We start from the raw sequence: 12838 nt of genomic DNA, 5'->3' as shown, positions 1-12838 counted from the left end.
CCTCCGGAGGACTCGTCGCGTTCGGTTCTGCGGATGCCGCAACGGCGCCCGCCTCCCGTTCAGCAGGTATCACAAGGTCCGCGCGCGAGCGACGGTTTTCCCCTGAGGAAAACGAAGCGACCTTTCGTCTCGGGGGCCGTGGCCGTAGCGGGCCTTGTAGGTGCGCGAGAAATGGCTCGCGCTGCGAAATCCGGAGGCGATGCCGATCTCGCCGACGGAAAGCCGGGTCTGGTGCAGGAGCCGCTGGGCGTGGCGGAGCCTGATGGTCAGGTAATGCTGGTCGATGGTCGTCTGCATATGCTTCTCGAACAAGCGTTCGAGCTGGCGGATCGAGACCTCGGCGAGGGCTGCGAGGCGCTCGCGCGGCAAGGGCTCCTCCACATTCTCCTCCATCGCCTCGATCACGTTCGACAGGCCGACGCTCGGCAGGCCGAAGCGCTCGAAGCGCGTCATCAGCTGTCCGGTGGCCCCGGTGCGCACATGGCTCTGCAGGAACCATTCGCTGACGGCGGTCGCAAGATCGGCGCCATGATCCTCGGCGATGACCGCATGCATCATGTCGAGGGCGGAGATGCCGCCGGCGCAGGTGAGGCGCTTGCCGTCGATCTCGTAGATCGAGGAGGTGAGGCGCGGTGCGGCGAAGGCCTCCGCGAAGGCTGCGGCGTGCTCCCAGTGGATCGTGCAGCGATAGCCGTCGAGCAGGCCGGCGGCGGCAAGCACGAACGGCCCGCCGGAAACGCCCGCGAGCCAGGTTCCGCGCCGGGCGAGCCGCCTCAGCCACGCAAAGGTCGGCTCGTGATCGAAATTGGAGGGATTGCCGGCCGCGCACACCACGAGCCCGTCGAAATCCTCGGCCTCGCCGACCACGGTATCGGCCCTGAAGAGGAGGCCGGTCGAAGCCTCCGCCATCGGGGTTTCGAGGGCCACATGACGCCAGGCGTAGAGCTCGCGGCCCGACAGGACGTTGGCGGCCCGGAACGGTTCGATCGCCGAGGCATAAGACATGGTCGCAAAGCCGGGCACCAGCAGGAAGCCGAGCTTTTGCGGTTCGCGTTCGTCCTTGCCTCGCATCTTCGCTTCGCTCCGTGCCTTCCGGTTTCGAGTGACATCGCATCCGGCCGGTGCGCCCGCTCGACTTTGTCATGGATGTCGTTGAAGGTCATGTCGGCGTCGCCCGCGGTCAAGTGTCGTTCCGGCAGAGGCGCATGATGCGGGGGATGGAGGGTCTTCCCGATGATCCTCTCCACGCCATGAACGACGTTGCGAGGCCATGCGCTATTCCGCCTTCTCCCTCTTCCGCGAGGCGCTGCGAAAGCATCGCGGCTGGACGCCCACCTGGCGCGATGCGGCGCCGAAATCCTCCTACGACGTGATCATCATCGGCGGCGGCGGCCACGGCCTGGCGACGGCCTACTATCTTGCCAAGGAACACGGCCTCACCAATATCGCGGTCGTCGAGAAGGGCTGGCTCGGCTCGGGCAATATCGGGCGCAACACCACGATCATCCGCTCGAACTATCTCCTGCCGGGCAACGAGGCCTTCTACGAGCTGTCCATGAAATTGTGGGAGGGTCTGGAGCAGGACCTCAACTACAATGCGATGGTCAGCCAGCGCGGCGTCCTCAACCTCTTCCATTCCGATGCCCAGCGCGACGCCTATGCGAGACGGGCCAATTCCATGCGTCTGCACGGGGTGGATTCGGCGCTGCTCGATGCCGATGCCGTGCGCAGGATGGTGCCGATCCTCGGCTTCGAGGATGCGCGGTTTCCGATCAAGGGCGGCCTCTGGCAGGCGAGAGGCGGCACGGCCCGCCACGACGCTGTCGCCTGGGGCTATGCCCATGCGGCGGACCAGCGCGGCGTCGACATCATCCAGAACTGCCAGGTGACCGGCTTCCTGCGCGAAGGCGGCCGCGTCGTCGGCGTCGAGACGAGCCGGGGCCAGATCCGCGCCCGCAAGGTCGGCATGTCGGTCGCCGGCTCCTCTTCGAGGGTCGCGGCAATGGCCGATCTCAGACTGCCGATCGAAAGCCACGTCCTTCAGGCCTTCGTCTCGGAAGGGATCAAGCCGAAGGTCCCCTGCGTCGTCACCTACGGGGCGGGCCACTTCTACATCTCCCAGTCCGACAAGGGCGGCCTCGTCTTCGGCGGCGATCTCGACGGCTACAATTCCTACGCCCAGCGCGGCAATCTTCCGACCGTCGAGCATGTGCTCGAGAGCGGCATGTCGATGATGCCCTCGATCGGCCGGGTGCGCATGCTGCGCTCCTGGGGCGGCATCATGGACATGTCCATGGATGGCTCGCCGATCATCGACAAGACGCCCGTCGAAGGCCTCTATCTCAACGGCGGCTGGTGCTATGGCGGCTTCAAGGCGACGCCCGGCGCGGGCTGGTGCTTTGCCCATCTCATCGCCCGCGACGAGCCGCATCCGACGGCCGCCGCCATGCGCCTCGACCGTTTCGCGACCGGCCACATCCTCAACGAGAACGGGCGCGGCGCCCAGCCCAATCTTCACTGATCGGCGGCTCGGCGCGGGAGCGAACCGCTCCCGGCGCGAGCGTGCCGGAAAGGCTCCCTGACCCATGCGTATCGACTGCCCCCATTGCGGAAGCCGCGACATCCAGGAATTCGTCTACCGGGGCGATGCGAGCGTGCCCCGGCCGGACCCGGACGGCGAGGACGCGCTCGCGCGCTTCATCAAGGCCGTCCATCTGCGCGCCAATCCCGCCGGCCGCCATGTGGAGCACTGGTACCATGCGGGCGGCTGCCGCGCCTGGGTGAAGGTGGAGCGCGATACGCTCACCCACGAGATCGAGAGCACGGTATTCGCGAGCGAGGAGATCGGCCGATGAGCGGCTATCGCACCAAAGGCGGGATCGTCGAGCGCGAGCATCGTCTGAGCTTCAGCTTCGACGGGCGCGACTATTCCGGATTTGCCGGCGATACGCTCGCCTCGGCTCTGCTGGCCTCGGGCGAGACGCTGTTCGGCCGGTCCTTCAAGTACCACCGTCCGCGCGGTGTCGTCGCGGCGGGCCCCGAGGAGCCGAACGCCCTCGTCGAGATGCGCAAGGGCGCGCGCCGCGAGCCCAACACGAAGGCGACGGTGGCCGAACTCTATGACGGACTGGAGGCCTCGAGCCAGAACCGCTTCCCGTCGCTGAAATTCGATGTCGGCGCGATCAATTCGCTGCTCTCGCCCTTCTTCGTCGCGGGCTTCTACTACAAGACCTTCATGTGGCCCGCGAGCTTCTGGGAGACAATCTACGAGCCGGCGATCCGCCGGGCGGCGGGCCTCGGCCATGCTTCCGACGAGCCCGACCCGGACACTTACGAAAAGGCCTACGCCTTCTGCGACGTTCTCGTCATCGGCTCGGGGCCGGCCGGTCTTGCCGCCGCGCTTGCGGCCGGCAGATCCGGAGCCCGCGTCATTCTCGCAGACGAGGATTTCGCGCTCGGCGGACGGCTCAACGCCGAGCGTTACGAGGTGGACGGCATGGCCGGCCACGCCTTTGCATCGCGCGCCGTCGAGGAGTTGCGGTCCCTGCCGAATGTTACGGTGATGGCGCGGACCACGGTCTTCGGCGCCTATGACGGCCGCGAATTCGGCCTCGTCGAACGCGTCGCTGATCATCTGCCGGTGCCGCTGAAGCATCAGCCGCGCCAGCGCCTGTGGCGCGTGGTCACGAAGCGTGCCGTGCTCGCGGCTGGCTCCTACGAGCGCCCGATCCCGTTCGGCGGAAACGACCGTCCCGGCGTCATGCTGGCGAGCGCGGTGCGCACCTATCTCAATCGCTACGGCGTCGCGCCGGGCCGGCGCGTCGCGATCTTCACCACAAGCGACGACGGCTGGCAGACGGCCCGCGACTGTCTGGCGGCCGGGGTCGAGGTTTCGGCCGTCGTCGATGCCCGGTCCGAGATCTCGCAGGAGCTCTACGATTTCGCCGTGCGCGAGGGCGTGCGGCGCTTCGTCGGTGCCGAAGTCGTCGCGACCAGTGGCCGCCAGGCCCTGAGCGCCATGACGGTAATCGACAGGACCGGCGAGCCCCACGAGATCGCCACCGACTGCCTCGCCGTCTCGGGCGGCTTCAATCCCAATCTCTATATCACCACCCATCTCGGCGGGCGGCCGAAATGGTCCGATGCGATCCACGCCTTCACGCCCGGCTCCAAGCCCTCGCATATCCATGTGGCGGGTGCGGCCAATGGCGAATTCTCGCTGGCGGGCGCCTTTCGAACCGGCGCCGAGGCAGGCTCCGAGGCGGCGGGTGCCGCGGGTTTCGAGGGTGGCCGCTTCGAAAGCGTCAGGACCAGCGAGGATGCCGTCTCCCTCTCGCCGCTCTGGCATGTGACGCGCTCGCGCCAGAAGGCCTTCGTCGACTTCCAGCACGATGTCACCGTCTTCGATGTCGGGCTTGCCAAGCAGGAGGGTTTCCGCTCGGTCGAACTCCTGAAGCGATACACGACCCTCGGCATGGCGACGGACCAAGGCAAGATGTCCGCCGTCAACGGCCATGCGATCATGGCGGCCCTGACCGGCAAGCCCATGGAGGAGGTGGGCACCACGGTCTCGCGCCCGCCCCACACGCCGGTGACGCTCGCCGCCTTCGCGGGTCCCTATCGCGGCAAGCACTTCCAGCCGACGCGGCGCACCGCCTCCCATCGCTGGGCCGAAGCGCAAGGGGCGAGTTTCGTCGAGGCGGGGCTGTGGATGCGCGCCGACATGTTCGCGAAAGCCGGCGAGACCGATTGGATGGACACCGTCGCGCGCGAGGTGAAGGCGGTTCGTGGCAGCGTCGGCTTCTGCGACGTCTCCACGCTGGGCAAGATCGATATCCAGGGCGAGGACGCCGGCGAGCTTCTGAACCGGGTCTACATCAACGGTTTCGCCAAGCTCGCCGTCGGCAAGGCCCGCTATGGCATGATGCTGCGCGAGGACGGCTTCGCCTTCGACGACGGAACGACGGCGCGCTTTGCCGAAGACCATTTCGTGATGTCGACGACGACGGCCAATGCCGGGCCGGTGATGCAGCATCTGGAATATTGCCGGCAGGTGCTCTGGCCCGAACTCGACGTCCAGATCGTTTCGGTCACCGAGCAATGGGCGCAATATGCCGTCGCCGGCCCGAACGCGCGCAAGGTGCTGGAGCGCCTGTTCGCCGACGTGGTCGACGTCTCGAACGAGGCGCTGCCCTTCATGGGCGTCAAGGCCTTCCGGTGGAAGGGCCTGCCCGCGCGCATCTTCCGCATCTCGTTCTCCGGCGAACTCGCCTATGAGATCGCCGTCCCGACGCGCTATGGCGAGGCCCTCGCCAAGGCCGTCATGGAGGCCGGCCGCGAATGGAACATCGTGCCCTACGGCACCGAGGCGCTCGGCGTGATGCGCATCGAGAAGGGCCATGTGGCCGGTCCCGAACTCAACGGCCAGACGACCGCGGCCGATCTCGGGATGGGGCGGATGATGTCGTCCAAGAAGGATTTCGTCGGCCGCGTCCTGTCGAACCGGTCGGGCATGACCGATCCGGACCGGCCGGCGGTGGTCGGGCTTCGCTCGGTCTCGCCCCGGGAGCGCCTGCGCGCCGGCTCCCATGTGCTGGCGAAGGGCGCCGAGGCCCGCATCGAGAACGACGAGGGCTATGTGACCTCGGCCGCCTATTCGCCGACCGTCGGCGGTTGGATCGGCCTCGGCCTCGTCCGGAAGGGGCCTGACCGCATCGGCGAGATCGTCCGCGCCTATGATCCGGTGCGCGGCGGGGATGTGGAAGTCGAGATCTGTTCGCCCCATCAGGTCGATCCGGAAGGGACACGCCTCCATGGCTGAGATTCAACTGACATCCGTCGAGGCCTTCGATGGCCTCCTGAAGCCCGTCGGCGACGTCCGCCCCGCGGGCGTGAGAGTCCGCGAACGCTCGACGCTGGCGCTCGCCACGGTGATGGTGCGCAAGGGCAGGCGGGCCGATCTCGCAAACCGGTTTTCGGACGCCTTCGGCTGCGCTCTTCCCGATGCCGGTCGCCGGACCGAGGGGAACGATCTCGCTTTTGTGTCCACCGGCCCCGGCGCCTGGCTCGCCTGCCGCGAGCATGGTGGCTACGAATTTTCCGAGAGCCTCGCCGAGACGCTGTCGGGCCTCGCATCGGTCACCGACCAGAGCGACGCCTTCGCCGTCCTCAGCCTGTCCGGCCCTCGCGTGAAGGCAGTCCTCGCCAAGGGCGTCTTTCTCGATCTTGGCGACGCTGCGTTTCCCGAAGGCCATGCGGCGGCGACCCAGTGCGGCCATGTGGGCGTGACGCTCTGGCGCCGTCCGGCCGACGAAGCGGGCGATCCCGTCTACGAGGTCGCGATGTTCCGATCCTATGCGGAAAGCTTCTGGCACTGGTTGTCGACGAGTGCCGCCGAGTATGGGCTTACGGTCGAGCGGGCGGGCTGAAGCCAACCGCTTGCCGTCCGATGATCCAGATTGCCCCCGGAACGCCCGGTCGCCGCTGCGACCGGGCGTCTGCTTTTGCGAGGCCTGTCAGGCCGCCCGCCGCAAGGCGGGAGCCCGCAGGGGCGCGGGACGGATGGCCGGAGCCGGGGTCGCCTCCTCGGCGACAGGCGGCGCCGGCTCCGCATCGCGGTCCTGCGTGACGAAGACGCTCATGCGCTCGTTGAGAGCCCGGCCCTGTTCCGACAATTGCTCGGCGGTCGCCGCCATCTCGCCCGCCGCACCGGCATTGGTCTGGGTGACCTGATCCAGTTGCACGATCGCCTGGGCGATCTGCGAGATGCCGGAGGACTGCTCCTGGCAGGCCGCCGAGATCTCGGACACGAGTTCGGAGGTGCGCCGGATGTCCGGCACGAGACGTTCGAGCTGACGTCCGGCCTCGTCGGCCACGCCCAGCGTTTCGCTGGACAGCTTGGCGATCTCCTCGGACGCCGCGCCGGCGCGCTCGGCGAGCTTGCGCACCTCGGCCGCGACCACCGCGAAGCCCTTGCCGTGCTGGCCGGCGCGTGCGGCCTCGATCGCGGCGTTCAGCGCCAGAAGATCGGTCTGGCGCGCGATGTCCTGCACCACTCCGATGCGGTCGGCGATCATCTGCATGGCCGAAACCGAACGCGAGACCGCCTCCGCCGTGCGTGCCGTGCTGGCGCTGGCGGCGCGGGCGATGGTCTCGGTCTCGACGGCGTTGTCGGCGTTCTGGCGGATATTGGCCGACATCTCCTCCACGGCGGCCGAGGCTTCTTCGGAGGCGGCGGCCTGCTGGGTCGCGCCCGCAGACAGGCGCTCGGCGGTCTGCGAGGTGAGCCCGGCGCCCGAGGCGACTTCCCGGGCCGAGCGCAGCACGTCGCCGACCGTGTCGGAAAGCTGTTCGCCCATCCGGTTCATGGCGCGCAGGAGATCGCCGACTTCGTCGTTCGCCTTCACCGCCACACGGCGCGACACGTCGCCCGCGCCGATGGCCTGCGCCATCTCGACCGAGCGCACGATCGGCCGGCGCACCACGCGATCGAGGAGGAGGCCGAGGAGCAGGAGCGTGGAGACGAGGATCGCGACACCGCCGATCAGCATGACGATGGCCTGGCTGCGAACGGGCGCAGAGATCACGGTGGCCGGCACGTCCACCACGACGATCCAGCGGGCATCGAGACCGGGAAGCTGGAAGGGCATGAAGACGCGCTCTGCCGGCGCGTCCAGCGTCGAGAACGTGCCGGCCACCTGATGGGGCTTTCCATCGGCGAGAGCCGCCGCCAGTGCGTCCGCGCCTTCGCCCGATCCGTAAGGCTGGTTCAGTTGCTGGGCGTCGGGATGGGCGATCCAGTTTCCTTCGCCCGACAGAAGCGTGACGCGCCCTCCGAACGGATGGATATCGGCGAGCGACTGGGAGATCTGGCCGAGGCCGATATCGATGCCCGAGACGCCGAGGAACGTGTCGCTGGACATGACCGGGAAGGTGACGCTGAACATCAGTTGCGGAACGGCGGCCGAAGTGTCGAGATAAGGGGGCGTCGCCGCGCCCTTGCGGCTTTCGGAGCTGAGCGTCCAGAACACGTCCTGGAAGGTGTTCTCATAGGGGCCGAAGGTGATGTCGCCGTCCGGCGTCCTCGTCCAGATCGGATTGAAATGTCCCTGGGAATCCGCACCGATCTCCGGCTGGTCCGCGATCGCCTGCCCGTCGAAGGGGCGGCTCGCATCCTCCATGAACCAGCTGCCGACGGCCAGCGGATTGTTGACGAGATTGGGCTTCAGGTTCTGGATCAGCGCCGTGCGCTCGTTGTCGCCGAGGGCATGGCGCAGGCCGATCGTATCGGCCATGGCCCGCGCGGCCCCGGTCAGTTCCATGACGGGCGCCTTGATCTGTCCGGCGACGGACTGGGCCTCGGACCGGATGGAATCGGCCAGCATCGCCTCGGTTCGCGACTGCGTCGCGCTGGCGATGATGGTCATGGTCGCGCCGACCGTCAGGAGAATGGTGACGCCGGCGCCAAGCAGAAGCTTGGCCGTTACGGAAAGACGCATGGTACCTCGGGGGGTCGAACTCGCGGAAACGTGATTGCCTGGACAAACTCCCCCCAAAAGCCTTCGAATTCATTGCACGCCAGACCTGCAGGCGAGATATCTTCGGTGGCCCCGGCTCTGCATCCGGGGCGTGAGAGGCTTACTTTGCGGCAGGGCGCTGCAGGAAGGCGTTGATGTCAATGGCCTCGTCGCGGACGAAGCGCCGACGAACAGCCGCGGCGGCGGTTGCGGCGATCGCATCCATTTTCCTGCGTTTCACCTCAAGTTTTCGGCAGGCCGGCGATCAGTGCGGACCAGTCGCACCGTTCCGGTTCGTCCCGTTGGCGCTCTCCGAAGAACTGGGCGATCATCGTCCGGTTCGCCGCGAAGAGCTCCACCGAGGTCAGCGGCCCATCCTTCGTCGGCTTGCGGACGGCGAAGGCCTCGGCGACGAGATCCTCGCGCAGATGCAGGTCGAAGCCGGGATCGAGGACGTTGATCCACGGCCCCATCGCGCGCACCGTCTTGACCCGGCCGGTGAAGATCTGGATCGCGCCGCGATTGCCGACGAAGCACATGATCGGCAGCTGGGCGCTCGCCGCCTGGGTGAGGATCGCCGTCGCCGCGCCGGGGGCCAATCGTCTCGCATGGTCTTCTCCCATCAGATCGAGGGAGGCGCGCCGGTCGAGCCCGTATCTGCGCAGGATCGGAAAGAACTCGTGAACGTCCCGCATGGCCGCGAAGTCGCGCCGGAACCCGGCCGCGTCCACCTTGCCCGCCGGAGCGTCCGCGTCACGATAGGGCTCGAAGGCCGGCGCCTTCGGGCCGCCCCTCTCCATGAAGCGGCTGCGGATCGCCTCGAAGGCCGAGACATCCGAGGCCGGACGCAGATGGATCTTGATCACCGCGTCCCCCGCTTTGTCGAAGACCTGGATGCTGCGACGCGGGTCCTTGTCCTCGCTCGGGATCTCGACGGCGAACAGGTGGACCCAGTGGTTCAGGAACAGCCTGAGATCGAGAGGCGGCGCGACGACGAGGCCCATGGGGCCGGCGATCGAAATGCCGGCGAAGGTGCCGACGATCTCGTGGACCGCGCCTTCGTTGCGGGTGAGCGCCATGATCTCGCCGAGCGCCGGCAGGGCTTCGACGAGATCGCCGGCATGGGCGCGAAGCCGTGTCACTTCGGGGCCCTGATGGCGCGACAGGAGTTCGGCCTCCGAGATTCCCATCTCGCGGGCGAGATCGCGCGACCGCTTGCCGCTCGCATAGAACGGCATGGGTGCGGCTGGACGGTCGGGGGCGGCCGAAAGGCTCATGGGGCAGGCTCCATCAGGTGGGAAAGGCCGCGGTCTGCGGCAGGACGAACGGCATGGTGGCGGGCGGCAACCGGCCGACCTTCAGCCCGGTCGCGAAGACCTCGCCGAGGAGCCCATCGCAGATGACTGTGGCGGGTGGTCCATCCGCCGCGATCCGCCCGTTCGAGACGACGAGGATGCGATCGGCGAAGGCGCTTGCGAGATTGAGGTCGTGGAGAACGGCGACGACGCCTGCGCCCTTGCGGGAGAGATCGTGGGCGATGCGCAGCACGCTCAGCTGGTGGCGGATGTCGAGGCTGGAGACGGGCTCGTCGAGAAACAGGTAGCGCGGCTCGCTCCACGATGCCGGCTCGCCGATCTGGCAGAGCACCCGCGCCATGTGGACCCGTTGCTGCTCGCCCCCCGACAGCGTCTCGAAGCTGCGGGCTTCGAAGCCGGAGAGGTCGACGGTCGAAAGGGCGGTCTCGATCGCCGAAGGCATCAGGCGATGGCCGCCCGCCTCGAGCCCGAGGCGGATCACCTCGGCGACGGTGAACGGGAAGCTCAAGGCCGAACTCTGGGGCAGAACGGCTCGTCGTCGTGCAAGCGCCCTCGGCGAGAACGCGCTCAGGTCGGCGCCGGCGAGACGCACGGTGCCGAGGCTCGGCTCGCTCTCTCCCGTCATCAGTTTGACGAGGCTGGACTTGCCCGCGCCGTTCGGCCCGACGACGACGGTGAAGCTGCCGGTCTCGATCCCGACCGAGACGTCTTCGAGGATCGCCCGGTTTCCGTAGCGCAGATGAGCGCTTTCGATCGTGAGCATCTTGTAAGCCCTCACAATCCCGCAAAGCCGCGGCGGCACAGCAGGATCGAGAGGAAGACCGGCGCGCCGAGCGCCGCCGTCAGAATGCCGATCGGCAGTTCGGCGGGCGCGACCACGGTGCGCGCGACCATGTCGGCGAGGATGAGCAGGATCGCGCCGCCGAGCGCCGAGGCCGGCAACAGAGCGCGGTGGTCGGGCCCGATCCAGAGGCGCAGGAGATGGGGCACGACGATGCCGACGAAGCCGATCGTGCCGGACATGGCGACGGCGGCGCCCGTCGCGAGCGCGACGAGGATCACCGAGGCGCGCTTCAGCCATTGAACGTCGACGCCCATGTGGAAGGCTTCGGCCTCGCCGAGCACGATCCCGTTGAGCCCGCGCGCGAGAAACGGCGCGGCTAGGATGGCCGCGAGCATCATCGGTGCGCCGGCCAGAAGCTTCGTCCAGCTGGCACCGCCAAGCCCGCCGAGGCTCCAGAAGGTGATGTCGCGCAGCTGCTGGTCGTTGCTGAGATAGAGGAGAAAGCCGGTCAGCGCGCCGCCGAGGGCCGCGATGGCGATGCCCGCGAGGAGGATGAGCCCCATTGACGAGCGCCCGGAGCGCGTGCCGATGCGGTAGATGAGGAGCGTCGTCAGAAGCCCGCCGCAGAAAGCGGCGATCGGCAGGGCGTAGATGCCGGTGATGGCGGCGAAGGGTGCGAGAATGCCACCCGACAGGACGATGGTCGCCACCGCCGCGAGCGCTGCGCCCGACGAGATGCCGATGAGACCCGGATCGGCGAGGGGATTGCGGAACAACCCCTGCATCACCGCGCCGCAGATGGCGAGGGAGGCACCGACGAGCGCCCCGAGAAGTACGCGCGGCAGACGGATCTGCCAGACGATCACCCGGTCGGCGAGGGAGGTGTCCGCGCCCCCCACACCATCGGGTCCGGCAAGGAGAATGCGGGCCACCTCGTTTGGCGCCAGGAAAGCCGGGCCGGTGCCAAGACCTACAAGCATGACGAGGACGAAGGCGCAGAGGAGGACCGCGATCGCCCGGCGCGCCATGGCGCTGCGGTCGCCGGGGGCTGCCGGGGCTCGGTGCCCGCGGGCCGTCGCCTGCGTCGCGCTGAGCGTCATCGACCGGCTTCCGTCTTCGAGACCTCGTCCGGATAGAGCGCGGCGGCGAGCTCGCGCACGGCTTCCGGCGTGCGGGGCCCGAAGCCGAGAAGCCGGAGCGCGTCCATGGTGACGACCGAACCGCTCGTCCCGGCAGGTGTCGCCGCGAGAGCGGGAACGGAGAGCGGATCGACGCCGGAGGGACCGGCCCCGCTCACCGTCAGGATCACGTCCGGCGCAAGAGCTGCCGCGGCTTCCGTCGAGAGGACCTTGTAGCCCTCCACATCGCCGAGGACGTTCTCGGCCCCCGCAAGCCGCATCACCGCATCGGCCCCCGTTCCGCTGCCGGCGGCATTCGGCCGTCCGTCGGACATGGAGAGGATGAACAGCACGCGCTTCTTCTCGCCGACCCCCTGAAGATCGGCGGCCAGCGCCGCGAACGCCTCGCCGATGCGCTTCGCCATGGCCTCGCCTTCGCCCGTCCGGCCGACGGCATCGGCGACGATGCGCACCTTGTCCTGAAGCGCCTCGGGGCTTCCGCCGGTCGGCACATGCTCGACCGCGACGCCCGCCGCGTCGATGAGTTCGACCGCCTCGGGCGGTCCCGCGCCTTCCTCCATCAGGATGAGATCGGGCGAGAGCGACAGGACGCCCTCGGCGGACAGGCGGCGCAGATAGCCGACATCCGGCTTCGTCGCGAGGGCATCGGGCGGAAACAGGCTCGTGGTGTCGACGGCGACGATCCTGTCCTCCTCACCCAGCGCGTAGAGGATCTCGGTGATCGCGCCGCCGATCGAGACGATGCGCCGGGGATCGCCCGCTCGGGAGCCGGCATCACTCTGCGCGCCCGCAGGGAGCGGCGAGAGCATCAGACACGCGGCGAAGATCGAAAGGAAAAGACGCACCGGAGATCGTTCCTTGGAGCAGGCTGACGGGCCGCCAGCGGACGGCACCCCCGAGGCAGGACATGGGGCTTGATTGGATCAATTACGGTCAGTCGTCAAGAATATTAGTGTAGAATACTTCTAGAATGGACTGGTATAAGGCTGATATTTTGGAATTATTCCAATTCAAAAGTCAGATTTGATTTCGAATATTGGAATTGTTCTTCGTTGACTCGCGGATTTATTTCGGAATAACCGC

Annotated in this window: 10 protein-coding genes; 4 read left to right on the top strand and 6 right to left on the bottom strand. The window is 67.8% G+C overall.

The window, feature by feature from the left end:
• Positions 1-69: 69 nt before the first annotated feature.
• Complete coding sequence (locus tag DYI37_RS11725; RefSeq protein ID WP_245413884.1) at positions 70-1071, bottom strand: GlxA family transcriptional regulator; 1002 nt, start codon at positions 1069-1071, stop codon at positions 70-72.
• 199 nt (positions 1072-1270) lie between these two features.
• Between DYI37_RS11725 and DYI37_RS11720 the strand changes: the two genes are divergently transcribed.
• From DYI37_RS11720 to DYI37_RS11705, 4 genes are all read left to right on the top strand, one after another.
• Positions 1271-2521, top strand: a complete 1251-nt coding sequence (locus DYI37_RS11720) for a sarcosine oxidase subunit beta family protein (RefSeq protein ID WP_116683394.1) — start codon at positions 1271-1273, stop codon at positions 2519-2521.
• Positions 2522-2585: 64 nt separating this feature from the next.
• Positions 2586-2855, top strand: a complete 270-nt coding sequence (locus DYI37_RS11715; protein WP_116683393.1) for a sarcosine oxidase subunit delta — start codon at positions 2586-2588, stop codon at positions 2853-2855.
• Entirely contained in the window at positions 2852-5821 is a 2970-nt protein-coding gene (locus DYI37_RS11710; RefSeq protein WP_116683392.1) for a sarcosine oxidase subunit alpha family protein, read from the top strand. Before DYI37_RS11715 ends, DYI37_RS11710 begins: the two co-directional genes overlap by 4 nt.
• The gene (locus DYI37_RS11705; protein WP_116683391.1) at positions 5814-6428 is read left to right on the top strand and encodes a sarcosine oxidase subunit gamma; all 615 of its coding nucleotides are present in this window, start codon (positions 5814-5816) and stop codon (positions 6426-6428) included. The genes DYI37_RS11710 and DYI37_RS11705 overlap by 8 nt, the downstream gene beginning before the upstream one ends.
• Before the next feature lie 87 nt (positions 6429-6515).
• Here DYI37_RS11705 and DYI37_RS11695 read toward each other — a convergent pair whose 3' ends face one another.
• From DYI37_RS11695 to DYI37_RS11675, 5 genes are all read right to left on the bottom strand, one after another.
• The gene (locus DYI37_RS11695; protein WP_116683389.1) at positions 6516-8498 is read right to left on the bottom strand and encodes a methyl-accepting chemotaxis protein; all 1983 of its coding nucleotides are present in this window, start codon (positions 8496-8498) and stop codon (positions 6516-6518) included.
• 260 nt (positions 8499-8758) lie between these two features.
• Positions 8759-9793, bottom strand: a complete 1035-nt coding sequence (locus DYI37_RS11690; protein ID WP_116683388.1) for a hemin-degrading factor — start codon at positions 9791-9793, stop codon at positions 8759-8761.
• Positions 9794-9806: 13 nt separating this feature from the next.
• A complete protein-coding gene (locus DYI37_RS11685) occupies positions 9807-10595 on the bottom strand; it encodes a heme ABC transporter ATP-binding protein (protein ID WP_116683523.1) in 789 nt (262 codons plus the stop codon).
• Positions 10596-10606: 11 nt separating this feature from the next.
• On the bottom strand, positions 10607-11716 hold the full coding sequence (locus DYI37_RS11680) for a FecCD family ABC transporter permease (protein ID WP_116683387.1): 1110 nt from the start codon (positions 11714-11716) through the stop codon (positions 10607-10609).
• Positions 11713-12600 carry a heme/hemin ABC transporter substrate-binding protein gene (locus tag DYI37_RS11675; RefSeq protein WP_199520143.1) on the bottom strand — a complete coding sequence of 296 codons (888 nt, stop codon included), beginning with the start codon at positions 12598-12600 and terminating at the stop codon, positions 11713-11715. The genes DYI37_RS11680 and DYI37_RS11675 overlap by 4 nt, the downstream gene beginning before the upstream one ends.
• Positions 12601-12838 lie beyond the last annotated feature (238 nt).

The sequence above is a fragment of the Fulvimarina endophytica genome (assembly GCF_003403015.1).
Lineage (GTDB): Bacteria > Pseudomonadota > Alphaproteobacteria > Rhizobiales > Rhizobiaceae > Fulvimarina > Fulvimarina endophytica.
The sequence above is the reverse complement of the archived record's forward strand: the minus strand, read 5'-3'. Positions and strand labels throughout refer to the sequence as shown.